Source organism: Arthrobacter sp. SRS-W-1-2016 (genome assembly GCF_002009585.1).
GTDB classification, from domain to species: domain Bacteria; phylum Actinomycetota; class Actinomycetes; order Actinomycetales; family Micrococcaceae; genus Arthrobacter; species Arthrobacter bambusae_A.
This window is the reverse complement of record NZ_MTPV01000061.1, coordinates 1-24,241: the sequence shown is the minus strand read 5'-3', so window position 1 is coordinate 24,241 and position 24,241 is coordinate 1. Positions and strand designations below refer to the sequence as shown.

The window sequence follows — 24,241 nt, the reverse complement described above, 5'->3', positions numbered from 1 at the left end:
CATGACTTACGTGATCGCGCAGCCATGCGTCGACGTCAAGGACAAAGCCTGCATCGACGAATGCCCCGTGGACTGCATCTACGAAGGCGAACGCTCGCTCTACATCCACCCGTCCGAATGCGTGGACTGCGGCGCCTGCGATCCGGTCTGCCCGGTCGAGGCGATCTACTATTCGGACGACGTTCCGGATGAGTGGGCGGACTATGTCCGGGCCAACGTCGAGTTCTTCGAGGAACTCGGATCCCCGCAAGGAGCATCGGTGCTGGGAAACCTGGGCCGGGACCACCCTGTGGTTTCAGCGGCGCACGTCCCGGGCTGATCCTAAGCAGCCAGCCTGGCCTGGATCGCTTGTCGAAGCGATTCCAGGCTGGGCAGGCCCGAGAGGCCCCCGGCTGTGCGGTAGACCCGACACGTCATGGCTGGTTCCGCGGTGGACGGGAAGAGATCCTTCCCGTCCACCAGGAACGTCGGGGATCCGTGGAATCCGGAGGCTTCGGCCTCTTCGTCGCTCACGATCTCCCGCGCAGCAATCAGGACCGGGTCCTGCCCTTCCAATTCCACGGCCCTGGAGAACAGTTCCAAGGCGGCCGAACCGTGCGGACAGTCCTGGATGGTGAGCAATTCGAAATCCATGGCCCCATTATCCGGCACCGTGCAGTCAACCTCACAGCAGGTCGGCGTGGTGCTCTGCGACGACGTTCGGGTGGGCCCGAAGCCTGTACCGGAGAGCGTTGTCACCGTAGGTTTCCAGAATCGGACTGTTCGTCGGGTCAACCGACAAGCCACGTGCTTTTGCCTGGAACTCCGGGCTCACGGCAAGCTTCGGCATGGTCGCGTCAAGTGCAGGGTTGTAGAAGAAGGGAAGGGAAATCCGGTCCGTGCCACGAAGCGGTGAAATGACGCGGTGCAGGGTCGCTTTGAGGTAGCCGTTGGTGGCCAGTTCGAGCATTTCACCGATATTGACCACGAAAGTCCCCGGCACTTGGGGCGCGTCGATCCACTTCCCTTGGTACTCGACCTGGAGACCGCCTTTCCCTGGCTCAACCAGGAGGAGCGTGAGTACTCCCCCGTCGCGGTGGGACCCCACGCCCTGTTTGGGTTCCGGGTTCGATTCCCCCGGATAACGCACAATTTTGAGGACCGGGAAAGCCCGTGCGGCGAATGCCGCATCAAAGGTGTCCTCAGGTGCCCCGAGCGAAACTGCCAAGGCCCGCAGCAGCGCCAGCGAGATGGTGCTCAGCCGTTCCATCCACTCCGAGACAATCTCCCGCATTTCCGGCAACGCATCCGGCCACAGGTTGGGCCCCTCCAGGCGCCAATATTCGGCGACACCCGGGCCCGGTTCAACAGCGTCCCGGTCGACGCCGATGTCGATCTGCTCGCGCCAGTCGATTCCGCCGTCGGTGAGCTCGCCGCCAACGCGGGTGTAGCCGCGGAACTGGGGGCTGTGCACATTTTCGATGGCGAGCTTTTCCTCTTCCGGGAGCTCGAAAAAGCGGCGCGACACATCGAGAATGGCGTCGGTCAACTCCTGCGGAATACCGTGGCCCGCCAAATAGAGGAAGCCAACTTCGTGCATCGCCTCACGCAGTTCGTCACGGAACCGGCCTGCCTCCTCCGGGCCTGCATTCAGTCGGGAGAGATCGATCACGGGCAATGTATCGAGTGTCAACGCACTTCGTCCTTTTCATTGAGCGTCGCAAGTGTCCGCACTGTCCCGTCGCTTCAACGCGGCTGTTTCGGACGCCACACACCGAAACGGTTGCCGTGCGGGTCCAGGAGGTGCGCGAACTCGATGGCGCCGTTGTCGACGAACGGGATAGCTACGCTTCCACCGAGAGACTCGGCCCTGGCGATCGCGGCTTTAACGTCGTCGACTTGGACGTAGAAGATCGCCCACGACGTTCCCTCGAGCGAGGAGGTGTCCCAAAGCCCGCCCTTTTCGCCATTCACCATCTGGTAGCTGGCAGGCGAGGACTCACCGAAAGTCCAGTCGAAGAGCGAACCGTAGAAGGCCCGCGAGCCGTCGGGATCGGGGGAACCGACTTCGAAGTAGTTCACTACGGCGGCCAAAACTGTTCCTTTCCACTTCCCCCGCTGATAACCGAAGGCCGCCCGCGAGACCTGGGGGCGGCCTTTTCGAATAGTTAGGGCATCACCTTGTAGAGATCGACGACGGTCTCTTCCGGGGGTGATTCGAATCCACCCTCGATGCCTGCCTGCATGCGGGGCACGAGAATGCCGTCGCGGAACTTCTCCCAACTTTCTTTCGACTCGTGGACGGCCATGATCGTCCAACCGCCGGCCGATGGGCCTGCGGCGTGGAAAGTCTGGCCCTCGGGCAAGAGCCCTTCTCCTGGGTGAACGGCGGCTATTGACGCCTCATATTGGTCCTTCGTACCTCCCGGGAAGAAGTGCACGACTCCATACAGCTCCATATCTGCTCCCTGCTGGTGTTGACGGGTGTGGACATGCCAATCAATAGACCCCGCAAACCGGGATGTCAATGAGTTTTCAGGTGCGGGATTCGCCTCCGGGATTTAGGTCCAGAATTCGTCTGCCTTGGCTGTGTCCTCGAAGAACTCCCGGCCCTCTATAACCTTTCCGTCGCGGAGAACGAAGGAGATGGCGGTTGCAATGTCCAGGGTCTTTCCGTCGCTTTCGGCGTGGCTTTGCTGGAGCCCGATGGTGTGGTTTTCTCCGCCGACGATGTCCTGGACCGTCGCCTGGAACGTACCTTGGGAACGCGCTCCCAACTCGCCGAAATACGCCAGGATCGCGTCGCGTCCTTGCTTCGTCCCGGACAGCACGCCGCTTCCTGCTACGTGCCAGACTGCGTCTTCCGCGAACAACTCGCTGAGTGTCGCCAGATCACCTGCGTTAAAGGCCTCGTATCCCCGCCGGACCAATTCAGCGTTTTCTGTAGCTCCCATGTTCGGATACCTCTCCGTCATCCTTGTCGGTCAATGGGACGGCTTAAGGCTATTCCTGGGCAGGGTGCCTGTCGATGGGAAGCCGTGAGTTCGCGGACCGCTCCAAGGGGCCCTGTCGGCAATAGCGTGGCAAGCTGGACCACAAAGGGCCGCATCGGCTAGGCCTGCATGTAGTCACGAGACCCTTGAGACACATGGAGGCCGGTGGGACGATGAAGCGGTGAATCCCTTCCTCGAATTTGTCAGCCACTACTGGTGGCTGGTCTTCCCCCTGAGCGGAATGGCCGGCGGTTGGGCGCGGTCGTGGTCCAGGGCCAGCGAAAGGCGGCACCGCCGTCGGGTGGAGCTCTATCAGCTCAAGAACCGCGCGGCAGAAGCGGAGCACGCCAGCCAGGCCGAGGTGGTGCGGCTGCAACAGGCACACGACGCAGTGAACCGGCGGTGGCTTGACTACGAACTTGACGTCGGCAAACTCATAGACTTTCCAGTCATGTCGGATGTCCGCGAGCCGCTCACCGTGGCGTTTCTTCGGGCCAAACGGGAGGCTGACGGCCTGCGCCCGGCGACGCCGGAAGAAATCACGACGGCGGCCCGGCTAGCCGAATATCGAACGGCCGTCCGCAGCTACGAACTGGCATTCGACGTGGCGGAGCGGGAAGCCAAACGCATCAAGGACAGCAATTTCACTGAGCCCGAGCGCCAGCGGCTGGCGACCGCCAGGAAGCTGCTCAGGATCGCTTCGGACAGTGCAGCGACGCCGGCAGAGCGCCAGACAGCCTACAAGCGCGCCCGGCGCGAACTGGATGGCCTGATTGTCCTGCCCGAAGCGACCATCGCAGCGTTGGAGGAGAAGATCGCCGGGATCCTCGACGCACCCAAGGCTCCCGACTTCCACCAAAGCTGACACGCGCAATCGTCCCGAGGGGGCTACCCACGGGACGTTGCTTGGCGTAGCTTTCTTTTCATCCCGGCACTTCTGTCTTGACCCGCAGCCGGTACCTACCAGGAGGTCACCATGGACAACCTATTCGGACGCGGCGGTCGCGGCGGACTCGGTGGACTCGACGTCCCGGAGCCGCTCCGACGCTTCCTTCAAGGCGAATCCGACTCTTCGCTCCGCATCGAGCAATACCAAGAGGGGGACACGCTCGTCGTCAGGGTGGACCTGCCGGGAGTCGACCCCGAGAGCGACGTCGACATCAGCGTTGCCGACGACACCCTGCATATCCAGGCGCGACGCGAAGAGGATGCCGAACACGTGGACAAAAAGGGTTACCGCACCGAAGTCCGCTACGGCGAACGGTCCCGCAGCATCCAGCTGCCCCGCGGCGTGAGCCAGGACGGCATCATCGCAACGTACGAGGATGGCGTCCTCGAAGTACGCATCCAACTCCCCGAACAGTCAGAGCCGCAGACCACGAAAGTCCGCGTTGTCCGTAAGGGTGGCCGCGAAGCCAACCCGCCTTCGGAAGCGACGGGTTACTAGCCGGGGGCGCAAGCCTAAGGACCGTCGTCCGGCCCGTTTGGTCGGCGTACTTTCTGGAGCCGCGGGGCCGGCTCCTTGCCCTGTGGAACAGTCGCCTCCACGGGCGTGGGGGGCATTGCGAGGACGGCGACGACGGTCAGTGCGGCGCTGACAAGCACGGCGAGAAAAACCGCTGCCGAGGCGAACACAATCGCCTGCGAACTCTTTCCGCCATCCGGGCGGTCGGCGTAGATTGCGTTGGCGACTGCTCCGAAAACTGCCACACCAAGCGAACTGCCGATGGACCGCGCGAAGAGGTTGGTGCCCGTCACCACACCGCGCTCGTGCCATTCGACACTGGACTGCGCTGCGATCAGGCTCGGGGTTGCAAGGAGGCCGAGACCGAGCCCCGCCACAAAGCAGCTGCCCGCAACGAAGACGAGGTTCGGTGTGTAGGCGGTGATCGCGAGGGCCGCCGAACCGATGACGGTGACCGAGATCCCGATCAACGATGTGGTCCTGAAGCCGATCCGCAGGTAGAAGCGGCCCGACTGCGAGGCGCTGATCGGCCAGCCGATTGTCAGGGCTGCCAAGGAGAGCCCCGCCGTGATGGGCGAGACTGAAAGCGCGCCCTGAAGGAACGTGGGAACGTACGACGTGAGGCCAAGCACGACCGCTCCGGCACCGAAGGAAATCAGTGCGGTCGTGGCGAGGAGGCGCCTCGAAACGACCCACGGCGGAAGGACGGGTTCAGCTGCTCGTCGCTCCACCAGGATGAACGCAACAAGCAAGACGGCACCAATGGCGAACACTGCGATGCTGATTGGAGAGTCCCAGGCCCAGGCCTGGCCACCTTCGAGGGCGCCGAGGATGGTCAAGGTCAACGTGAACGTGAGAAGGGCGGCTCCAAGATAGTCGACGCGGTGTTTTACCCGTTCGATGTTCTCGTGGAATCTTTGGACCAACATCCAGGCAGCCACGAGGCACAGCGGAATGTTGACCAGGAAGATCCCGCGCCACGCTCCAAGCGAAGAGAACACCCCGCCCAGGGTTGGGCCGACAACCGACGAGGTTGCCCACACGCTGGCGAGGTAGCCTTGCACCTTCGCGCGCTCGGCCAGGGTGTAGATATCGCCGGCGATGGTAATGGCCACGGGCAGGACCGCCCCTGCACCCAGGCCCTGCACCACGCGGAAGGCGATGAGCGCGGGCATGCTCCACGCTAGCCCGCAAAGGATGGATCCAAGCAGGAAGAGTCCGATGCCAGTGAGAATGATTGGCTTCCGGCCCGCCATGTCGGAGAGTTTCGCGTAGACCGGGACCGAGACGGCCTGTGCGAGCAGGTACGCGGAGAAGAGCCACGGGAACGAGGCGAACCCGCCGATTTCATGAACGATCGAAGGCACAGCGGTCGCCACGATGGTTGCATCGATCGCGACAAGGCCGCTCGAGAGCATCAGGGCTATGAGTATCGGGCCCCGTTTGGAACGGAAGCCTACGCCGTCGCTTTGAGTTGCCATGTCTGGGCCTGTCTTTCCCCTATGCCGCGGCGTATCCTAATCACGTTTCCGGCACCGGCCTCGGCCGGCATTCTTCTCTGCACCCACCATTTATCCCTGCACCCACTCAGTTAGGCGCCATCCATGGACATGAACATCAGGGACCACTGGGACATGCTCAGCCCCGAAACGCAGCATTGGCTAACCGACAATCCCGGATGCGTTGTCTTGCCGCGAACCATCGCGGAAATAATCCATAAGGAAACCGGCATCACTCCGGATGCCGACCGGCACAGCCAAGTCAGCCTCTCTCCCGAGGATCTGAGCTTCATCCTGGCCAAGGCCGAAGGGGGCCCGGTCCGGCCGAAGTGATCGACCCGGTCATTCGTCGCCGTCGTCATCCGCTGGCGCCGGTGGACTTGCTGCCTCACGCAGCGGTCCCACTGCCCCGTCCGTGCCGTAGTCCCCTTCGGCGTACTGTCCGATTTCCGACTCGGCTGTTCGCCCCGGAACGGCTCCCGCGTTGCCGAGGTCGGCTTCTGCGTAGCGCCCGGATTCCTTGGCCTTCTTACCCAACGGTTCGGGCAAGCCGCCTTGACTACCTGCTGATCCGTAGTCGCCTTCGCTGTATTGGCCTTCTTCGTCTTCGGAGTGCCGCCCGGGCTCCATTCCCGTCTTGCCGTAGTCGCCCTCGACGTACCGGCCCCGAAGTTCCGGTTCCTCGGGAGCTTCGGCTTTGTCGTCTTCAGTGGGTTCTTCGACGCCGCTGCTATCAGTCATGATCTTGCCTTTCGCGCAACGTACCTCGCGTCTCTTCGGCGCCCCTTCAGTTTATCGAGGGGCTTTGCGGGGCAACAGGGCGATGGCCATAGGGACTCTGATCTACCAGCCCCGGTTCGTAGCTTTCAAGGCCGACACTTGCCCTCCCGAGTGCCCGGAGTCCGGACAGGCCTCCCGTAACCACTCCGGCCGCCCGGGCCTGGACCAGGACGTTTCCGAGCGCCGTGGCTTCCACGGGACCGGCCACAACCGTCTTGCCGGTGGCATCAGCGGTGAGTTGGCACAGGAGCCTGTTCTGCGATCCGCCGCCCACGATGTGGACCACCGACGTCTGCTTGCCGGACAGTTCTTCGGCACGCGCCAGGGTCCTCGCGTAAGCGGCCGCGAGGCTGTCCAGGATGCAGCGCACGACGGCGGCCGGACGGTCCGGGAGGACGGCACCACCGGCGCGAACCGCGGATCTGATGCGCTCAGGCATATTGTCCGGGGCGATGAACGCCGGATCGTCGGCATTGATTTGCGGGCCTCCCGTGGGCAGTGCCGCCGCGGACTCGAGGAGCGCGGCCAGATCCTGCCGGTGACCCTCGGCGGCCCAGGTGCGTTGGCATTCGCTGAGCAACCACAGGCCGCCGACGTTGCGCAGGTACCGGATGGTGCCGTCTACGCCCCGCTCGTTGGTGAAGTTGGCCAAGCGGCTTGTTTCCTCCAGGACGGGGTTGTCCAATTCCACGCCCACGAGGGACCAGGTGCCGGAGGAAATGTAGGCGAAGTCCTCCTGCTGCGCGGGTACGGCTGCCACTGCCGAGGCGGTATCGTGCGATCCCACCGCAACCACGGTAGTCTCCTGCGGCAACCCCGTCCGGGCTGCCACTTCCTGTAGCAGCGTGCCTATCGTCTCGCCTGGCTGGATGATGGCCGGGAACAGGTTCTTGTGCAGGCCCAGTGCCTTGAAGAATTCTGTGGCCCACTCCCCCGCAACGGCGTCAAAAAGCCCGGTGGTGGAAGCATTCGTGGCCTCGGTACGGCGTTGCCCCGTGAGCCTGAACGCGATCAAGTCCGGAATGAGCAACGCCTGGACGCCGAGCAGTTCAGGTTCGGTGGCGAGCTGGTAGAGCGTATTGAACTGCAGGAACTGCAGTCCGGTGGTCGCATAGAGCCGTGCCGGGTCCAGCACCTTGTGGACGTCCGCGACGGCGGTGCGCCCGCGCTCGTCGCGGTAGCTGAACGGCTGGGCCCGGAGGGCACCGGCGGGATCCACGAGTCCGTAGTCGACGGCCCACGTATCGATGCCGATACTGGCGATCCGCTCCCCGCTTGCGGCGGCCGTTTCCGCGGCCGCCGCAAGTCCCGTGAGCACCTCCTCGAACAGGGCGTCGAAATCCCAGTGGAGTCCGCCGTCGAGCTCTACGACGCCGTTGGGGAAACGGTGCACTGTTTCGAGGGAGACCGCTTTTTCGAGTCCGGCCCGCCCGCCGGTGACCCGGCCGAGCATGACACGCCCGGACGAAGCACCGATATCGACGGCGGCGAAAACGCCGCCCGCACTGGACTGTCCCCTCATCGCAGGAAGGCGGCCGCGACGCCCGCGTCCACGGGAATGTGCAGGCCCGTGGTGTGCGAGAGTTCGTTGCTGGTGAGCACGGCGGCCGCGTTGGCCACATGCTCGGGCAGGACTTCGCGCTTGAGCAGGGTGCGCTGGGCGTAGTACTTGCCCAGTTCCTGCTCCTCGACTCCGTAGACGGCGGCGCGCTTGGCGCCCCAGCCGCCGGCGAAGATCCCGGAGCCGCGGACCACACCGTCGGGGTTGATGCCGTTGACGCGGATGCCGTACTCGCCCAGTTCGGCGGCCAGCAGGCGTACCTGGTGGGCCTGGTCTGCCTTGGTGGCCGAGTAGGCGATGTTGTTCGGACCGGCGAAAACCGAGTTCTTCGAGGAAATGTAGACGATGTCCCCGCCCATGCCCTGATCGATCATGACCTTCGCCGTGGCCTTCGAGACCAGGAACGAGCCCTTGGCCATGACGTTGTGCTGCAGGTCCCAGTCCTTCTCCGTGGTTTCCAGGAGCGGCTTGGAGATCGACAGGCCGGCGTTGTTCACCACCAGGTCAAGCCCGCCGAAGGCCAGGACGGCTTCCTTGATGGCGGCGGCGACCTGGGCTTCGTCGGTGACGTCTGCCTGCACGCCGATGGCGACGTCCGCGCCGCCAAGCTCGGCCGCGACTGCCCGCGCGTTGTCCAGGTTGAGGTCGGCGATGACCACGCAGGCGCCCTCCGCGGCGAGGCGGGTGGCGATCGCCTTGCCGATGCCCGACGCCGCGCCGGTCACCAAAGCGATGCGCGTGGCATGGGACTTCGGTTTGGGCATCCGCGCGAGCTTGGCTTCTTCAAGGGCCCAGTACTCGATCCGGAACTTCTCGGATTCCTCGATCGGGGCGTAGGAGGAGATGGCCTCGGCGCCGCGCATGACGTTGATGGCGTTCAGGTAGAACTCGCCCGCCACGCGTGCGGTCTGCTTGTCCTTGCCGTAGGAGAACATCCCGACGCCGGGGACCAGGACGATGGCCGGGTCCGCGCCGCGCAAGGCCGGGGACTCGGCGTCGGCATGGCGGTCATAGTAGGCCTGATAGTCCTCGCGGTACGCGGCATGCAGTTCCTTGAGGCGTGCGATGCTTTCCTCGATGCCGGCGTCGGCGGGCAGGTCCAGGACGAGGGGCTTGACCTTGGTGCGCAGGAAGTGGTCCGGGCAGGAGGTGCCCAGCGCTCCAAGGCGGGGATGCCCGGCGCCTTCGAGGAATTCCAGGACACGCGGATCGTCGCTGAAATGACCCACCTGCGGCTTGTCGGCCGAGGCGAGGCCGCGGATGGCGGGAGCCAACGCGGCCGCTTTGGCGTGACGCTCGGCTTCCGGGAGCGCGGCGTAGCCGGGGAGTTTGGCGCCGAAAGGCTCGGCTTTGCCGTTCTGGGCAATGTAGCCTTCGGCCTGCTCGATGATCCAGAGGGAGTTGGCCTCGGCTTCCCCGCTCGTTTCGCCCCATGCGGTGATGCCGTGTCCGCCCAGGATGGTGCCGATGGCTTGCGGGTTGGCTTCCTTGATCGCCGCGATGTCCAGTCCCAGCTGGAATCCGGGCCGGCGCCAGGGAACCCACACGACCTTGTTACCGAAGATCTTGGACGTCAGCGCTTCGCCGTCCACCGCCGTCGCGATCGCGATGCCCGAGTCCGGGTGCAGGTGGTCCACGTGAGCGGCGTCGACGAGTCCGTGCATGGCGGTGTCGATCGACGGCGCAGCGCCGCCTTTGCCGTGAAGGCAGTAATCGAAGGCGGCCACCATTTCGTCTTCGCGCTCGACGCCGGGGTAAACGGACTTGAGTGCCTGCAGCCGGTCCAGGCGCAGCACAGCCAGGTTTTCGGCCTTCAGCGTGCCCAGATCGCCGCCGGAACCCTTGACCCACAACAGCTCGACGTCCTCCCCGGTGACGGGGTCCTTGTCCGTTCCCTTCGCGGAGGTGTTCCCTCCGGCGAAGTTCGTGTTCCGCTTGTCCGCACCGAGGCGGTTGGAACGGGTGATCAGTTCTTCAACAGTCTTGTTGTTGCTCATGCTCTATGCGCCCCATCCGGCTTGCTGGCCGCCCACGCGGTCCTCGTTGATCTTCTTCTGGTAGCCGCTTGCCTTGAACGCCCTCATCGGGTCGGCGGGCAGGCCACGCGATTCACGCCATTGCGCCAGCATCGGCCGGACGTCCGTGTAGAAGGCATCGTTGAAAATGCCGTTTGCTGCCAAGACATCCCCTTCACGCTGGGCTTCGGCCAGTGCATCGGTGTCGATGAGCAGTGCGCGGGCCGTCATCTCCTGGACGTTGAGCACGGACCGGATCTGGCCGGGGATCTTCTCCTCCAGGTTGTGGCACTGGTCAAGCATCAGGGCAACCCCTGACTCTTTCCCGAAGCCGCCGCCGCGGATGACCTCGTGCATGATGCGGAACAGCTGGAAGGGATCCGCGGCACCGACGATCAGGTCGTCGTCGGCGTAGAAGCGCGAATTGAAGTCAAAGGAACCGAGCTTCCCTAGGCGCAGGAGCTGCATGACGATGAATTCGATATTGGTGCCCGGGGCATGGTGGCCGGTGTCCAGGCAGACGAAGGCCTTCTCCCCCAGTGCCAGGGTCTGGGCGTAAGAGGTACCCCAGTCCGGAACATCGGTGTGGTAGAAAGCCGGCTCGAAGAACTTGTACTCCAGGACCAGGCGCTGGGTTTCGGCGAGCCCGGCGTAGATTTCCTGCAGGGATTCCGCGAGGCGGTCCTGGCGGCCGCGCATGTCGTCCTGGCCGGGATAGTTGGTGCCGTCGGCCAGCCAGACCTTCAGGTCCCGGGAGCCGGTGGCGTGCATGATGTCGATGCACTCCAGGTGATGGTCGATGGCCCGGCGGCGTACGGCAGCGTCAGAGGACGTCAGGGAACCATATTTATATTCGTCGTCCTGGAACGTATTGGAGTTGATGGTCCCGAGCCCGACGCCGAGGTCCTGCGCGTACTCGCGGAGTGCCGAGTAGTCGTCCACCTTGTCCCACGGGATGTGCAGTGCCACCGTGGGCGCAAGGCCCGTCAGTTCGTGGACTTTCGCGGCGTCGGCCAGCTTCTCCTGGATGGTCCGCGGGGTGCCGGGCGTGCCGAACACCTTGAATCGCGTGCCCGAGTTGCCATAGGCCCACGAGGGAACCTCGATGGCCAGTTCCCCGAGGCGGCCCAGGGCCGTTTCCGTGGTGTTCATTGTTGTTCCTTCTGCGCTTGTTGGTTTCCCTCAGAGGAGTTGACCTTGGACAACTGGTCCTCGAGATTGAAGATTTCGGTGAGCTGGAGGAATCCCTCGTCAGGTGCCTGCCTGTCGTCTTCGAACAGGAGTGCCATTTCCGCCTGCCAGCGGGAATTCACCTCGCTCAGGGCCATGCGGGCCCGGACCGCGTCGAAGTCGTCGCATTCCACGTGTCCCACCAGCAGCCCGTCGTCGGCGAGGAACAACGAATAGTTCTTCCAGCCGGCCACCTTGAGCTCCTGGAGCATTTCCGGCCACACAGCTGCGTGACGGCGTCGGTATTCGGGAATCTGGCTGGGTTTGACCGAGGAACGGAAACACACCCTCATGTGGAATTCTCCTTGCTCAACACTTGATTTCAACACGTGGTCCCACCCGTTTTGAATCGATTCATTACTAGCTTATTTGAATCGATTCAGTCAGGCAATAGCAATCTCAAATTCAGTGCGGCAACTCCGGCGCCAATCGTGGCAAGGCGCCGGAGTTGCCGGGTCACCTAGAAGTTGTACTGGTCCACGTTGTCGGCCGTGAACACGGTGGGATCGCCGAGCAGGACGGTGGAGTTTGCGCCGACCTTGAAGTCGCCGAGGGTCCCAGCCTTGAACGTCTGCCCTTCGGCGCCGGTGATCTGGCCGGAAGCAAGGGCAGCTCCTGCGTACGCTGCAAGGTAACCGAGCTTTTCAACGTCCCAAAGCGCGAATGACTTCATGGTGCCGTTCTTCAGGAATTCTTTGAGCTGGCTCGGGAAACCGAGGCCGGTCAGCTGCACTTTGCCTTTGTACTCGGACCCCGAGAGGTACTGTGCGGCAGCCGCGATACCCACCGTGGTGGGCGAGATGATGCCCTTGAGAGTCGGGTGTGCTTGGAGGAGTCCCTGGACTTCCTGCTGGGACTTCTGGGCGTTGTCATCGCCGTAGGCGGTCGCGACGAGCTTGAGCTTTGAGTACTCCGGCTTCTGGAGGTCCTTCTTCATCAGGTCGATCCAGGCGTTCTGGTTCGTGGCATTCGCCGTCGCGGACAGGATTGCAATGTCGCCGCCGTCAGCTCCGATGGCGTCGGAAATGAGCTTGATCTGGGTATCCGCGATGCCCTGGGCAGTGGCCTGGTTGATATAGAGGTCACGGCACGAGGGATCGGTATCGGAGTCAAACGTGACCACCTTGGCTCCCGCGCTGCGGGCTTCGTCCAACGCCGAACAGATTGCCTTGGGGTCGTTCGCCGAGGTTGCGATGACATTGGACCCCTGCTGCGTGAGTGTATTGATGTAGCTCACCTGGCTGGAAGCACTGGCGTCCGAAGGACCCACTTCGGAGAACGTGCCCTTGAACTCGGCTACAGCGTTCTTGCCGCCACGGTCAGTAACCGTGAAATACGAGTTGTTTAGCTGCTTGGGCAGGAAAGCGACCTTCAGGCCTTCCTTGAGCGGAGCATTCGGGTTCGCTGAGGTGCTGGAGCTCGCAGCCCCAGCGCCCGCGGTGCTGGAGGAATTGGTGGTTCCTCCGCAAGCGCTCAGTGCGAGCGCGATTCCCGTGGCAGCGGCGATGTAGGCCGGTGCGAGGCGACGGGCTCCGGTCGTGGAGATGAATTTCATGGTGTGCCTTTCAACTGAACGTCGTTGTTTCTGTGGTTTGGAAGGTGGTCAGGTCGTTGAAGCTTTTCGGGACAGGGAGCCGGCCCACGCGATGGCATTGGGAGCGACGACGGCGAGGATCAGGAGGCCGCCGGTAAGCATCGACAGGGTGTCCTCGGGGACGCTGGCAAGCTGGAGCGCGTTGCGAAGGATGGCCAAGAGCCCCACGCCTGCGATGACACCGGGCAGAGTGCCCTTGCCGCCAAAGATGGACACCCCGCCAAGCAGTACGGCTGCGATAACCGACAGCTCCAGGCCCGTGGCGTTATCACCGCGGGCGCTTCCGTAACGCAGGGTCCACCACACGCCGACCATGGCGGCGACGGCGCCCGAGAGGACGTAGAGCCAGAACTTGGTCCGCGCGACACCGATTCCCGAAAAGCGAGAGGCGTCAACGCTGTAGCCGATTGCGAACAGGGAGCGGCCGAAACCGGTGAAGTGCAGGACGACACCGAAAATAATGGCAAGCAGGATGACCGGGACAATCCACACGGGGATGCCCGTTGCGCCGATCTTCGCCTGCAAGCCGGTGGTGATGGCCCGCGGGAAGCTGGTGACCGCCTGGTCCCCCAGGACAACGAAAGCCAGGCCGCGGAACAGGGCAAGCGTGCCAATAGTCACCGCCAGCGATGGCAGCCCGACCACCGAGACGAGAAACCCGTTGAACGCTCCGGACACAATTCCGAGGACAATGCACAGCGGGACGATCGTTTCCATGGGCATCCCGGCGTTCCAGAGCGCCCCGAACACACAGCTGACGAAGCCCGCAATGCTGGCGACGGAAAGGTCGATCTCACCGGTCAGGATGATCAGCGTCATCGGCAGGGCGAGAAGAAGGATCGGAATGAGGTCGATGAGAAGGAATCCGCTGTTGCGGGCGGTGGCGAACCCGCTCACGGTCATGGAGGCGACGGCGATACTGGCAAGGAGCGCCACGATGATCGCGGCGTCCCAGCTGCGCAGGAAGCCAAAGCGGGGAGCGCGGCGGGCTGTTGCTGCCGGCGGTGCTGTATCAACCAGCATGTGAATCGTGTCCTCTCAAACGGCGCTCGGTGCGCAGGGCAAGGTATCGGTCCAAGGCGATCGAGGCCAGGATCAAGGCGCCGATCATGGCGCGCTGCCAGAACGGCGAGACTCCCAGGACCGGGAGGGCAGAGGTGATGGTGGTCAGGAGGACGGCGCCGATAGCGGCTCCGTAGACCGTGCCGACGCCACCGGCGATTGCCACACCGCCAACCACAGCCGCGGCGACAACATTCAGCTCAAGGCCTTGACCCGCAGTGGCATCCAGGTTGCCGTATTTGGCCGCATAGATCACCCCGGCGAGGCCGGCGAGGGCACCCGAAATGGCGAAGGCGAAGAACACCTTCCGCCCCACGCGGATTCCGTACAACCGGGCAGCGTGGACATCTGAGCCAATGGCGTAGAACTCGCGTCCGGAGCGCAGGTTGTTCAGGTACAAGCCGAAGACGATGACAACCGCGAGGGCGATCATGGCCAAGTAGGGGAAACCCAGGACGGCGTCGGCACCGAGTGCCAGGAATTGTCCCGGGAGGTCGGACGGACTGATCTGCTGGCCCTGGGCCCAGGCGAAATCAACGCCGCGGAAGATATACAGGGTTCCCAAGGTGACAACCAGGGCCGGCACCTTGGCCACCGCGATGAGCGCTCCGTTGACTGCTCCCAGCACTGCGCCGATAGTGAGGCCGATGGCGAGCATGGCGATCACGGGCAGCTCGGGCAGTGCGATGAAGATCTTTCCGGTGGCGAAGGCAGTCAGCCCGAGCACCGATCCGACGGATAGGTCCACGTTCTTTGTGACGATGACGATCGCTTGTCCGACGGCCAGGATGACCAGGATCGACGAGTTGAGCAGCAAGTCCTTGATGCTTTGCCCGCTCAAAAACCGCGGGTTTGCAGCTACCGTGACGGCCACGAGGATTGTTAGCGCGAGGAAAACGCTGAACTCGCGGGACCGGCTCAGCGTGCTTATCCAGGCCAGTGAGGGCTGACGTTGCAGGGATATGGTGGTCACGCTGTTGTCTCCTTGGTTTTCGGGTCGACACCCGTGGCGGCCGTCATGACGGATTCCTCGGTGGCATCGTTACGGCTGAGTTCTGCGGTGATCCGACCCTCGTGCATCACCAGGACACGGTCCGACATTCCCAGGATCTCTGGTAGCTCCGAGGAGATCATCAGGACGGCGAGCCCAGTTCCCGCGAGTTCGGAGATGAGCCGGTGTACCTCCGACTTTGTGCCGACGTCGATGCCACGGGTGGGTTCGTCGATGATCAGGACGCTCGGGCCGGTGGCAAGCCACTTGCCCAAGACAACTTTCTGCTGATTACCGCCGGAGAGGGTTGAGATCGGGGACGTCGGGGAGCCTGCCTTGATTTGTAGTTTCTTAGTCCATTCCTTGGTGGCCTGGGCCTCGGCCTGGTTGGTAAGGAGGCCGAAACGGCTCAGTTTCCGCCGAAGCGTCAGCGTGAGGTTCCGGCTCACATTCAGTTCCATGACGAGGCCCTGTTTGCGCCGGTCTTCCGGCACGAACGCGAGTCCGGCGGCCATTGATGCCCGGGGTGACAAGGACTTGAGGGGTTCGTTCCGGACCAGCACTTCACCGGAGTCGTATTTGTCGATGCCGAAGAGGGCCCGTGCCACTTCGGAGCGCCCGGCGCCGACAAGGCCGCTGAGCCCGACTATTTCGCCAGCCTTGACTGTGAACGAAATATCCGAGAACACGCCCTTGCGGCTGAGTCCTTTCACTTCGAGCGCGGTGTGCCCGATCTGCGTTTCCTGTTTCGGGAACAATGAGGCGACGTCGCGGCCGACCATCTGCCTGATCACACCGTCAACCGTGAGTTCGGAGGCCGGGGCAGTGGCGACGTGCGCGCCGTCGCGCATTACGGTAATCCAGTCCGCCAGGGCAAAGACTTCCTCGAAGCGGTGGGAGATGAACAGGACGGCCGACCCTTGGGCCTGCAGCGTGCGGGTGACGGCAAAAAGCCGGTCAACCTCGACGCCGCTGAGGGCCGCCGTAGGCTCGTCCATAATCAGCACCCGGGCGTCGAGCGAAATGGCCTTGGCGATTTCCACCACTTGCTGGTCTGCGATCGAGAGGCCTTGGGCAGCCCGGTCCGGATCGATCTTGACTCCCAGCTGCTCGAAAAGGTCCAGCGCCTGCTGGCGCATGGCCTTGCGGTCGATCCTGCGGAGGGACCGTAGAGGCTGCCTGCCCATGAAGATGTTCTCGGCGACAGTGAGATCCGGGAACATGGTCGGTTCCTGGTAGATGACTGCAATTCCGGCCGCACGGGCGTGGAGCGGATCGCGGAATGAGACCTCTTCGCCATCTAGCAGGACTTGGCCGCGATCCTGCTGGTGCAGGCCCGCCAGTGTCTTGACCAGGGTGGATTTGCCGGCACCGTTTTCGCCGACCAGCGCGGTGACTTGTCCTTGGTACAGGCCGAGGCTGGCGCCCCGCAGCGCGTGCACTGCGCCAAATGACTTGTGGATATCCCGCAGTTCCAAGACAGGAACATCGGCCACCCCGGCTCGCGGGTTGCTCCGAACCGTGGCGTCCTGTGCTTCGGCCATGTTCGTTACTCCTTTGTAATGAATCGATTCATTTGTGAACCTACTCACACGTTAGGGCCGCTTCCGTGGCGTGTCAACTGGCAAACCCCCGCATGGTCAATGTGAACGACGTAACATTGACGAAACGGATTGATTCGATTCATCAATTGGGAGGTTCAGCGTGTCAACCGGACCGGGTGCAAAGCTGACGGACGTCGCCGCTCTTGCGGGAGTTTCGGTCGGCACTGTTTCGAATGTCCTCAACCGGCCGGACCAAGTGTCGTTCGACAAGAGAAGCCGGGTCCTGGCCGCGATCGACCAGTTGGGATTCGTGCGAAACGAATCAGCCCGCTCGCTACGGTCCGGATCCACGCGGAGCCTGGGCATGTTGGTGCTGGACGTCCGCAACCCCTTCTTCACCGATGTGGCCCTGGGGGCTGAAAACGTCGCCGAGGACCACAAGCACTCCCTGATCCTGGCCAACAGCGCCGAAAACGCCGGGCGTGAGCAGGCCTATCTGGACCTGTTCGAGCAGCAGCGTGTCCAAGGCGTCCTGATCACTCCGTTCGGGAACGTCCTTGAACGGCTTGAGAAAATGCGCACCCGGGGCATCCCCTCCGTACTCGTGGACAGGCTCGCAAGCACAGATCAGTTCTGCTCGGTTTCGGTGGACGACGTCGCCGGCGGGGCGACCGCCCTGGACCATCTTGCCAGCATCGGCGCAGTCCGCCCTGCATTCGTGGGCGGCCCCTTCACGCTGCAGCAGGTTGAGGACCGCTACCGGGGTGCAGCCGACGCGGCGCAACGGGCGGGCCTCCCCCTTCAATTATTCGAAACGCCCGATCTGAAATTTGAGCGCGGGCGCCAAATTGGCGATCTCATGTGGAATCTCCAGCCCGCCAAGCGGCCGGACGCCGTGTTTGCGGCGAACGACCAATTGGCGCTCGGGCTCTTGCAGTCCTTCGCGGCCAACGGGCTCCGCGTGCCCGAGGACATCGCGATCGTGGGCTTCGACGACATCGATTTCGCTTCGCAGTCGAGCATCCCGCTCAGTTCCATCAGCCAGCCGAGGCAGCTGATCGGCGAACGCGCCGCACAGCTCCTCTTCGACGAAATCGACGCCGAACCCGGCCATGTACACAGCCAACTTGTGTTCACGCCGGAACTCGTGGCGAGGCAGAGCACCCTGCGCCGCTAAGCGGAACCTTTCGATCCCGCCGTCGGCACAAGATCGCCCTTCGCGGACGAAATGAGGGATATATAGGTCTCCAGTTGGGACCGCAACTGATCCGCTGAGTGATGTTCCGGCGTCAACGTGGCCGTGATCTGGGCACCGAGCGCGAAGGTCATGATCCCGCCAACGATGTCGTCGTCGTTCACTCCCTCCTTCAGTTCGCCGAGTTCCCTGGCTTCACGGAGCTTGTCGAACAGGGCTTCACGCCATTGCTCCATTGAGGAATCGTGCAAAGCGGCCTTCGCCGGGTCTGTGAGGGCGCGTTGCCAGAAGGCGATCGCGATTCGCGCCTCGTTGAGCCTCTCGGCGTCGAGCGGCAAAATTTCATGGCAATAGCTGCGCAATGCAGGCAAGCCCCGCAGTCCTGCAGTGGAGCTGCCCATACGAGTGTTCGTCTGGTTGAAAATGTGCGAGAAGGCAAACGTCAGCAGGTCATCCTTCGTTGGAAAGTACGGCTTGAGCGCCCCGTTGGCAAAGCCTGCTTCCGTGGCAATTTCCCGCATCGTGGCACCTTCGATCCCCCTGCTGGCGATGATCCGCCACGTCGCTTCGACAAGCTCCAGTCGGCGCTTTTCGTGGTCTACGATCTTCGGCACGAGTTCCCCAAATCTTTTTTTCTACAACCGTTGTGACTCAGATTACACGATGCTATTCTCTACAAACATAGAAAATAAACCCGCCACTCACAAAGGCCTTCCATGAGCACAACTTCCTCTCCAGAAATCGCCGAAATGGCTGCGTTTGCCGGACCCTCTCCGTTTGCCTTGACGAGTGCCGAAGACATCACGGCCGTCAGGGGCGTCCTGGCCGACGCCGGACTCTTCGACGGCTCCATCCGGATCGCCTATCTTGGCCTCCTTGAGCCACCGCGGAATGCGGAGGCTGTGGACCGCAGGTTCAGGGCGTTCCTGCACAACGTTTCAACCGGTGCGGCACAGGACGTCGTGGTCTCCGTGACGCATCAGGAAGTGGTCTCGAAAGTGGAACTCGACACCTCGGTGACGGGCGAGCTTCCGGTGATCGAAGAAGAATTCGAGGTGGTCGAAGAGATCCTCGCCCAGGACGAACGATGGCTCAAGGCCTTGGCTGACCGGAACCTCGATGTCAGCAAGGTCAGGGTCGCTCCCCTGTCGGCCGGAGTCTTCGAGTACCCGGAAGAGAAGGGCCGCCGGATTCTGCGGGGCTTGGCTTTCGTCCAGGAGTTCCCCGGGGACAGTGCCTGGGCCCACCCCGTGGACGGGCTGGTTGCCTACGTCGACGTCGTCAGCAAAACGGTGGACCAGGTCCTGGATTTCGGGCCGGTCCCGGTGCCGGAAGAACACGGCAACTTTATGGACCCTGAATTGACCGGGCCGATGCGAACCACCCAGAAGCCGATCCACATCACCCAGCCGGAAGGCCCGAGCTTCACGGTCCGCGATGGAAACCACGTCGAGTGGGAGAAATGGAGCCTGGACATCGGCTTCGATGTCCGGGAAGGCGTCGTTCTCCACAATGTGGCGTTCGACGACGGCGATCGCCGTCGCAGCATCCTCAAGCGGGCTTCCATCGCCGAAATGGTGGTGCCTTACGGCGACCCCTCCCCCGTGCGCTCCTGGCAGAACTACTTCGATACCGGCGAATACCTGGTGGGCCAGTACGCCAACTCGCTCGAGCTCGGCTGCGATTGCCTCGGCGACATCACCTACCTCAGCCCGGTCGTCAGCGACGCGTTCGGCCGGCCACGGGAAATCCCCAACGGAATCTGCATGCACGAAGAGGATTGGAGCATCCTCGCCAAGCACAGCGACCTCTGGAGCGGCGTGAACTACACTCGCCGGAACCGCAGGCTCGTCATCAGTTTCTTCACGACCATCGGCAACTACGACTACGGCTTCTACTGGTACCTCTACCTCGACGGAACCATCGAGTTCGAAGCCAAGGCCACCGGCGTCGTCTTCACCAGCGCCCACCCCGGAAAGGGCTACCCGTACGCCTCGGAGCTCGCCCCCGGCCTTGGGGCTCCCTTCCACCAGCACCTTTTCAGCGCGCGACTGGATTTCGCCATCGACGGCCTGAGCAACCGGGTCGAAGAAGAGGACGCCGTCCGTGTGCCCATGGGAGAGGGCAACGAGCGCGGCAACGCCTTCGCCCGCCGTCGGACGGTGCTCAAGAGCGAATCTGAGGCCGTCCGCGAGTCCGACATGGCGGCCGGACGGGCCTGGATCATCTCCAACCCCGAATCAGTCAACCGCCTGGGCGACCCCGTCGGATACAAACTCCACGGACAGGGGCATCCCATGCTCCTGGCCGACCCCGAATCGTCCATCGCCCGGCGTGCAGCATTCGCAACGAAGGATCTGTGGGTGACCCGCTACGACGAGAACGAGCGCTACCCGAGCGGCGACTTCGTCAACCAGCACGCCGGAGGGGCCGGACTGCCGTCCTACATTGCCGGCGACAGGGACATCGACGGACAGGACATCGTCGTCTGGCATACCTTCGGACTGACTCACTTCCCCCGCCCCGAGGACTGGCCCATCATGCCCGTGGACACCGTGGGCTTCAAACTGCGCCCCGAAGGCTTCTTCGATCGGAGCCCCGTCCTCGATGTCCCCGCCTCAAAGCCCGCCGAAGGCGGCCACTGCCACATGGAGGTCCAGAAATGAGCTTGACAACCGGGAAAGAGACCACTGAGGTGGACCACCCGCATCACCATCGACGCCGTCTCGGCGTCCCGGCAGTGACCTTCATGATCATTGCCGCCTCGGCTCCGCTCACGGTCCTCGCCGGCGGGGTGACGACGACGTTTGGCGTCACCGGAGTCACCGGAGTACCGCTGTCCTTCCTGCTGCTCGGCGGAACCCTCGCTGTGTTCGCGGTCGGCTACGCGGCAATGAGCCGTTACGTCGTCAACGCCGGTGCCTTCTATTCCTACGTTGCCCAGGGCATCTCGCGACCGGTCGGCGTTGGTGTTTCCATGGTGGCGCTGATGGCCTACAACCTGATGCAAGTCGGCATCTACGGGCTCTTCGGGTTCACTGTCTCAAGCTTGATCAACGAACGATTCGGCGCCACTGTCCCGTGGTGGATTCCGGTGCTCGTCTGCATCGCCGTCGTCGCATTCCTCGGCATGAACCGGGTGGACCTGTCAGCGAAGGTCCTCGGAGTGCTCGTCGGACTGGAGTTCCTCGTGGTGATTGTCTACGACATCGCCTCCTTCATCGTGGCACCCGAGGGAGTCAGCGGCGCGCCGCTGAGCCCGCAGAGCCTCTTTGTCCCGGGCGTCGGGGCCGTCCTCTCCTTCGGCATCGCGGCGTTCATGGGATTCGAATCGGCCGCGATCTATGGCGAGGAAAGCAAGGACCCCAAGCACACCGTCGCCCGGGCCACGTATACGGCGGTGGCCATCATTGCCCTGTTCTACGCGGTGTCTTCCTGGGCCATGGCGGTCGGAACCGGTCCGTCCGCTGTGGTCGACGCCTCCGCGAAACAAGGACCGGACCTGATGTTTGGTTTCCTGAGTGACCACGCAGGTGTCCTCCTCGCCGACCTGGCCCGCTTGCTCTTCGTCACCAGCCTGTTCGCAGCCTTGGTCAGCTTCCACAACGCCGCCGCGCGCTACTTCTTCTCCCTTGGCCGGGAAGAAGTCCTTCCCCGGAAGCTGAGTGCAGTACGGCGGCACAGCGGCGCCCCCTACGCCGGCTCGATCGCCCAGACGGTGATAGCCGTCGTCGTCACGGTGGCGTTCGCCATCGCCGGGACCGGATCCTCGCTCGGTGATCTCTACCCTGTCCTCACCATGTTCACGTGGCTGACCAACGACGGCGCGATGGGACTTGTCCTCTTGATGACCGTTGTCTCCCTGGCGGTCATTGGATTCTTCCGGAAGAACAGGCATGACGCCGGTTTGTGGACCCGCGTGGTCGCCCCTGCCCTGGGATTCGTGCTCCTGACGGCGATCTTCGTTCTGATCGTGGTCAACTTCAACGTACTGCTGGGCCAAAGCGAGACCAATGCGCTGACGTTCATCCTGCCGGCCACGATCATCGTGCCCGGGCTGGTGGGGATCGCCTGGGCGTTCCGCATCCGCCGGAACAACCCCGGCGTGTATCGGCGGATCGGGCACGGCGAAGAGGGGCCTGCTGCTGTCCACCTCGGCGACGAAGAAGACGTGTAGCGCCGGGACCGATGACCTGTGAACACCATGCACACAATCCTTTCGATAGTCATGCTGGCCTGCTGCGCCCTCGGAATCTGGAGCCCCCTGCGCGAAGGCGTGGTCAGGAACTTCAGCCAGTGGGGACCGATGGCACTCATGCTCGTGGCGATGGCGGACACGAGTGTCGGGCCCGGCGTCCTTCCGGGCGTCGTGTGGGGCCTTCTGCTGCTTCTCACTTCACCGTTACCGCTGATGCTCCTGCCCAAGGATCGCCGCGGCGGCATGGAAATACACCGTTCTTTGTCCATAGTGGCGATGTTCGCCGTTTTCGTCACAACCCTTCCCACAGCCCCATCCGGTTCTGTACACCAAACCCATGCGCACGCGGGACTTGGTGGAGCGAACCCGGCCCTGGCAGTTGTCCTCGCGGCAGCGGTCATCGCCTACTCGATCGTCCTGGCGGTCCAATCGCTTTGCCGGAAAGGGCGCGGACACCGTCGTCACGCGTCCGCACCGCTTGAGGCCATCTCTTCGGCTGGTGCCTTGGGCGCCATGATCCTGATGGCCGTCTGACCTCAGTGCCCTGTCCTTGAAAACCATTACCAACTCAGAGTGGAGTAACCCCTTGGAAAGCTACGACGCCCTCCTCGCTTCAATCACCCCGGCCACCGGCGAAACCCTGACCATCCTCGACCCCGCCACGGGCACCGCCGTCGGCGAGGCGCCGGTCCACACCGTCGAGGACCTCCAGGCGGCCATCGACGCCGCCCGGGCAGCCCAGCCGGCATGGGCTGCGGCCGGCCACGACGCACGGTCCGCCGCGCTCCTGAAGGCCGCCGACGCCGTCGAACGCTCCGCCGAGGAGCTCGCCCGCTTGCTCTCTCGCGAGCAAGGCAAGCCCCTGAACGGCCCCAACGCCCGCTTCGAAGTCGGCGCCTGCGCGGCCTGGCTCCGCGCCGCCGCGGGCACGCCGCTCGAGGCCGAAACCGTGGTGGACGACGGCGACACCCGCGCCGAGCTGCACTACCGGCCCATCGGCGTCGTCGGCGCGATCGGACCCTGGAACTGGCCCATGATGATCACCGTCTGGCAGATCGCCCCCGCCCTGCGCATGGGCAACGCCGTCGTCATCAAACCCTCCGAATACACACCCCTGTCCGTCCTGGCCCTCGCGTCCGTGATCAACGAAGAACTCCCCGAAGGCCTCCTCACCGTGGTCTCCGGCGGCCGCGACGTCGGCGAAGCGCTGGCTACCCACCCCGCCATCGGCAAGGTCATGTTCACCGGCTCCACCACCACCGGCAAAGCCATCATCCGCTCCAGCGCAGACACGGTGAAGCGGCTCACCCTCGAACTCGGCGGCAACGACGCCGGCATCGTCCTGCCCGACGCCGACCCCGCCGCCATCGCCGAGGGCCTCTTCTGGGGCGCCTTCATCAACACCGGCCAGACCTGCGCCGCGCTCAAGCGCCTCTACGTCCACGACGACATCTACGACGCCGTCTGCACCGAACTCACTGCCGTGGCGAAGGCCGTGCCCATGGGCGTTGGCCTCGACGAAAACAACGTCCTCGGCCCGCTGCAGAACCGCCAGCAATACAACATCGTCGCCCGCCTCGTCGACGCCGCCCGCGACTCCGGCGCCCGGATCCTGCTCGGCGGCAACCCCGAGACCGGCCAGGCCGGCAACTTCTACCCCACCACCCTCGTGGCCGACATCGACAACAACAACCCGCTCGTCGCCGAGGAGCAATTCGGCCCGGCACTGCCGATCATCCGCTACACCACCATTGACCAGGCCATAGCGATGGCGAACGCCCTCGACGTCGGACTCGGCGCCTCCGTCTGGTCCACGGACCTGGACGCCGCCCGCGACGTCGCCGCCCGCCTCCACGCCGGCACCGTCTGGATCAACAAACACGGCGCCGTCGACCCCCGCATCCCCTTCGGCGGCGCCAAGCAATCCGGCTACGGCCTCGAATTCGGCGTCGAAGGCCTCAAAGCACTCGGCGTGCCCCAGGTCATCAACGGCTGACCCAACTGACTCGCAGTTGTTGTCGTTTTGAGGCCCCAGAACGACAACAACTGTCAGCTAGTTGTACTGCCCAGGGAGGTTGGTTAGCCGGCTGACGGGTGGTTTGTTCCCGGTGGCGGTGTGGGGCCTGTGGTGATTG

The 24,241-nt window shown here is 63.6% G+C and carries 25 protein-coding genes; 9 read left to right on the top strand and 16 right to left on the bottom strand.

Going from position 1 to position 24,241, the window contains the following annotated elements; all coding sequences use genetic code 11:
- The first annotated feature begins 1 nt into the window (after position 1).
- Positions 2–319 carry a ferredoxin gene (gene fdxA / locus BMF89_RS15280; RefSeq protein WP_078107962.1) on the top strand — a complete coding sequence of 106 codons (318 nt, stop codon included), beginning with the start codon at positions 2–4 and terminating at the stop codon, positions 317–319.
- A gap of 2 nt (positions 320–321) precedes the next feature.
- Here fdxA and BMF89_RS15275 read toward each other — a convergent pair whose 3' ends face one another.
- From BMF89_RS15275 to BMF89_RS15255, 5 genes are all read right to left on the bottom strand, one after another.
- Complete coding sequence (locus tag BMF89_RS15275) at positions 322–633, bottom strand: hypothetical protein (RefSeq protein WP_078107961.1); 312 nt, start codon at positions 631–633, stop codon at positions 322–324.
- Positions 634–664: 31 nt separating this feature from the next.
- Positions 665–1,672 carry a 2-oxoglutarate and iron-dependent oxygenase domain-containing protein gene (locus tag BMF89_RS15270; RefSeq protein WP_078107960.1) on the bottom strand — a complete coding sequence of 336 codons (1,008 nt, stop codon included), beginning with the start codon at positions 1,670–1,672 and terminating at the stop codon, positions 665–667.
- Between the two features lie 53 nt (positions 1,673–1,725).
- Positions 1,726–2,073, bottom strand: a complete 348-nt coding sequence (locus tag BMF89_RS15265; protein WP_078107959.1) for a VOC family protein — start codon at positions 2,071–2,073, stop codon at positions 1,726–1,728.
- Positions 2,074–2,147: 74 nt separating this feature from the next.
- Complete coding sequence (locus BMF89_RS15260; protein WP_078107958.1) at positions 2,148–2,438, bottom strand: hypothetical protein; 291 nt, start codon at positions 2,436–2,438, stop codon at positions 2,148–2,150.
- 102 nt (positions 2,439–2,540) lie between these two features.
- Entirely contained in the window at positions 2,541–2,933 is a 393-nt protein-coding gene (locus BMF89_RS15255; RefSeq protein ID WP_078108075.1) for a nuclear transport factor 2 family protein, read from the bottom strand.
- A 220-nt stretch (positions 2,934–3,153) separates the two neighbouring features.
- Between BMF89_RS15255 and BMF89_RS15250 the strand changes: the two genes are divergently transcribed.
- Both BMF89_RS15250 and BMF89_RS15245 read left to right on the top strand, forming a co-directional pair.
- On the top strand, positions 3,154–3,837 hold the full coding sequence (locus tag BMF89_RS15250; protein ID WP_078107957.1) for a hypothetical protein: 684 nt from the start codon (positions 3,154–3,156) through the stop codon (positions 3,835–3,837).
- A 111-nt stretch (positions 3,838–3,948) separates the two neighbouring features.
- Positions 3,949–4,419 (top strand): Hsp20/alpha crystallin family protein, encoded by a 471-nt coding sequence (locus BMF89_RS15245; RefSeq protein ID WP_078107956.1) that lies wholly within the window; start codon positions 3,949–3,951, stop codon positions 4,417–4,419.
- A 14-nt stretch (positions 4,420–4,433) separates the two neighbouring features.
- Here BMF89_RS15245 and BMF89_RS15240 read toward each other — a convergent pair whose 3' ends face one another.
- Positions 4,434–5,918, bottom strand: a complete 1,485-nt coding sequence (locus BMF89_RS15240; RefSeq protein WP_078107955.1) for an MFS transporter — start codon at positions 5,916–5,918, stop codon at positions 4,434–4,436.
- 123 nt (positions 5,919–6,041) lie between these two features.
- Between BMF89_RS15240 and BMF89_RS15235 the strand changes: the two genes are divergently transcribed.
- Positions 6,042–6,269, top strand: coding sequence for a hypothetical protein (locus tag BMF89_RS15235; RefSeq protein ID WP_253190838.1), 228 nt, complete (start codon positions 6,042–6,044; stop codon positions 6,267–6,269).
- A gap of 9 nt (positions 6,270–6,278) precedes the next feature.
- On the opposite strand, the gene BMF89_RS15230 is transcribed toward BMF89_RS15235, so the two are convergent.
- The 9 genes from BMF89_RS15230 to BMF89_RS15190 all read right to left on the bottom strand — a co-directional run bounded on the left by BMF89_RS15230 (position 6,279) and on the right by BMF89_RS15190 (position 16,713).
- A complete protein-coding gene (locus BMF89_RS15230) occupies positions 6,279–6,677 on the bottom strand; it encodes a hypothetical protein (protein ID WP_078107954.1) in 399 nt (132 codons plus the stop codon).
- Positions 6,678–6,723: 46 nt separating this feature from the next.
- Entirely contained in the window at positions 6,724–8,238 is a 1,515-nt protein-coding gene (locus tag BMF89_RS15225; RefSeq protein ID WP_078107953.1) for a rhamnulokinase family protein, read from the bottom strand.
- On the bottom strand, positions 8,235–10,274 hold the full coding sequence (locus tag BMF89_RS15220; RefSeq protein ID WP_078107952.1) for a bifunctional rhamnulose-1-phosphate aldolase/short-chain dehydrogenase: 2,040 nt from the start codon (positions 10,272–10,274) through the stop codon (positions 8,235–8,237). Before BMF89_RS15220 ends, BMF89_RS15225 begins: the two co-directional genes overlap by 4 nt.
- A gap of 3 nt (positions 10,275–10,277) precedes the next feature.
- Positions 10,278–11,444 (bottom strand): L-rhamnose isomerase, encoded by a 1,167-nt coding sequence (rhaI, locus tag BMF89_RS15215; protein ID WP_078107951.1) that lies wholly within the window; start codon positions 11,442–11,444, stop codon positions 10,278–10,280.
- A complete protein-coding gene (locus BMF89_RS15210; RefSeq protein WP_078107950.1) occupies positions 11,441–11,815 on the bottom strand; it encodes an L-rhamnose mutarotase in 375 nt (124 codons plus the stop codon). The genes rhaI and BMF89_RS15210 overlap by 4 nt, the downstream gene beginning before the upstream one ends.
- A gap of 167 nt (positions 11,816–11,982) precedes the next feature.
- Positions 11,983–13,077, bottom strand: coding sequence for a rhamnose ABC transporter substrate-binding protein (rhaS, locus tag BMF89_RS15205; protein ID WP_078107949.1), 1,095 nt, complete (start codon positions 13,075–13,077; stop codon positions 11,983–11,985).
- A gap of 48 nt (positions 13,078–13,125) precedes the next feature.
- A complete protein-coding gene (locus BMF89_RS15200) occupies positions 13,126–14,139 on the bottom strand; it encodes an ABC transporter permease (RefSeq protein ID WP_078107948.1) in 1,014 nt (337 codons plus the stop codon).
- Positions 14,129–15,151, bottom strand: coding sequence for an ABC transporter permease (locus BMF89_RS15195; protein WP_078107947.1), 1,023 nt, complete (start codon positions 15,149–15,151; stop codon positions 14,129–14,131). The genes BMF89_RS15200 and BMF89_RS15195 overlap by 11 nt, the downstream gene beginning before the upstream one ends.
- Positions 15,148–16,713, bottom strand: coding sequence for a sugar ABC transporter ATP-binding protein (locus BMF89_RS15190; protein ID WP_078107946.1), 1,566 nt, complete (start codon positions 16,711–16,713; stop codon positions 15,148–15,150). Before BMF89_RS15190 ends, BMF89_RS15195 begins: the two co-directional genes overlap by 4 nt.
- A gap of 160 nt (positions 16,714–16,873) precedes the next feature.
- Here BMF89_RS15190 and BMF89_RS15185 point away from each other — a divergent pair, with 160 nt between their 5' ends.
- On the top strand, positions 16,874–17,890 hold the full coding sequence (locus BMF89_RS15185; RefSeq protein ID WP_078107945.1) for a LacI family DNA-binding transcriptional regulator: 1,017 nt from the start codon (positions 16,874–16,876) through the stop codon (positions 17,888–17,890).
- Here BMF89_RS15185 and BMF89_RS15180 read toward each other — a convergent pair.
- A complete protein-coding gene (locus BMF89_RS15180; RefSeq protein ID WP_078107944.1) occupies positions 17,887–18,522 on the bottom strand; it encodes a TetR family transcriptional regulator C-terminal domain-containing protein in 636 nt (211 codons plus the stop codon). The two genes, BMF89_RS15185 and BMF89_RS15180, sit on opposite strands and share 4 nt — an antisense overlap.
- Before the next feature lie 135 nt (positions 18,523–18,657).
- On the opposite strand from BMF89_RS15180, the gene BMF89_RS15175 reads away from it, so the two are divergent.
- From BMF89_RS15175 to BMF89_RS15160, 4 genes are read left to right on the top strand one after another with little or no spacing between them, the layout of a single operon-like run.
- Positions 18,658–20,574, top strand: coding sequence for a primary-amine oxidase (locus BMF89_RS15175; RefSeq protein ID WP_253190846.1), 1,917 nt, complete (start codon positions 18,658–18,660; stop codon positions 20,572–20,574).
- Positions 20,571–22,085, top strand: coding sequence for an APC family permease (locus BMF89_RS15170; RefSeq protein ID WP_078107942.1), 1,515 nt, complete (start codon positions 20,571–20,573; stop codon positions 22,083–22,085). Before BMF89_RS15175 ends, BMF89_RS15170 begins: the two co-directional genes overlap by 4 nt.
- Before the next feature lie 27 nt (positions 22,086–22,112).
- Positions 22,113–22,640 carry a hypothetical protein gene (locus BMF89_RS15165; RefSeq protein WP_139359700.1) on the top strand — a complete coding sequence of 176 codons (528 nt, stop codon included), beginning with the start codon at positions 22,113–22,115 and terminating at the stop codon, positions 22,638–22,640.
- 52 nt (positions 22,641–22,692) lie between these two features.
- Positions 22,693–24,102 carry an aldehyde dehydrogenase family protein gene (locus BMF89_RS15160; protein ID WP_078107940.1) on the top strand — a complete coding sequence of 470 codons (1,410 nt, stop codon included), beginning with the start codon at positions 22,693–22,695 and terminating at the stop codon, positions 24,100–24,102.
- The last annotated feature ends 139 nt before the right edge of the window (positions 24,103–24,241 follow it).

What these genes read in the sequence shown, in the direction of transcription:
- fdxA (WP_078107962.1), top strand. Translation starts at nt 2, where the DNA reads ATGACTTACGTGATCGCGCAGCCATGCGTCGACGTCAAGGACAAAGCC.
- BMF89_RS15275 (WP_078107961.1), bottom strand. Translation starts at nt 633, where the DNA reads ATGGATTTCGAATTGCTCACCATCCAGGACTGTCCGCACGGTTCGGCC.
- BMF89_RS15260 (WP_078107958.1), bottom strand. Translation starts at nt 2,438, where the DNA reads ATGGAGCTGTATGGAGTCGTGCACTTCTTCCCGGGAGGTACGAAGGAC.
- BMF89_RS15255 (WP_078108075.1), bottom strand. Translation starts at nt 2,933, where the DNA reads ATGGGAGCTACAGAAAACGCTGAATTGGTCCGGCGGGGATACGAGGCC.
- BMF89_RS15245 (WP_078107956.1), top strand. Translation starts at nt 3,949, where the DNA reads ATGGACAACCTATTCGGACGCGGCGGTCGCGGCGGACTCGGTGGACTC.
- BMF89_RS15240 (WP_078107955.1), bottom strand. Translation starts at nt 5,918, where the DNA reads ATGGCAACTCAAAGCGACGGCGTAGGCTTCCGTTCCAAACGGGGCCCG.
- BMF89_RS15235 (WP_253190838.1), top strand. Translation starts at nt 6,042, where the DNA reads ATGGACATGAACATCAGGGACCACTGGGACATGCTCAGCCCCGAAACG.
- BMF89_RS15230 (WP_078107954.1), bottom strand. Translation starts at nt 6,677, where the DNA reads ATGACTGATAGCAGCGGCGTCGAAGAACCCACTGAAGACGACAAAGCC.
- BMF89_RS15225 (WP_078107953.1), bottom strand. Translation starts at nt 8,238, where the DNA reads ATGAGGGGACAGTCCAGTGCGGGCGGCGTTTTCGCCGCCGTCGATATC.
- BMF89_RS15220 (WP_078107952.1), bottom strand. Translation starts at nt 10,274, where the DNA reads ATGAGCAACAACAAGACTGTTGAAGAACTGATCACCCGTTCCAACCGC.
- rhaI (WP_078107951.1), bottom strand. Translation starts at nt 11,444, where the DNA reads ATGAACACCACGGAAACGGCCCTGGGCCGCCTCGGGGAACTGGCCATC.
- BMF89_RS15210 (WP_078107950.1), bottom strand. Translation starts at nt 11,815, where the DNA reads ATGAGGGTGTGTTTCCGTTCCTCGGTCAAACCCAGCCAGATTCCCGAA.
- rhaS (WP_078107949.1), bottom strand. Translation starts at nt 13,077, where the DNA reads ATGAAATTCATCTCCACGACCGGAGCCCGTCGCCTCGCACCGGCCTAC.
- BMF89_RS15200 (WP_078107948.1), bottom strand. Translation starts at nt 14,139, where the DNA reads ATGCTGGTTGATACAGCACCGCCGGCAGCAACAGCCCGCCGCGCTCCC.
- BMF89_RS15190 (WP_078107946.1), bottom strand. Translation starts at nt 16,713, where the DNA reads ATGGCCGAAGCACAGGACGCCACGGTTCGGAGCAACCCGCGAGCCGGG.
- BMF89_RS15175 (WP_253190846.1), top strand. Translation starts at nt 18,658, where the DNA reads ATGGCTGCGTTTGCCGGACCCTCTCCGTTTGCCTTGACGAGTGCCGAA.
- BMF89_RS15170 (WP_078107942.1), top strand. Translation starts at nt 20,571, where the DNA reads ATGAGCTTGACAACCGGGAAAGAGACCACTGAGGTGGACCACCCGCAT.
- BMF89_RS15165 (WP_139359700.1), top strand. Translation starts at nt 22,113, where the DNA reads ATGCACACAATCCTTTCGATAGTCATGCTGGCCTGCTGCGCCCTCGGA.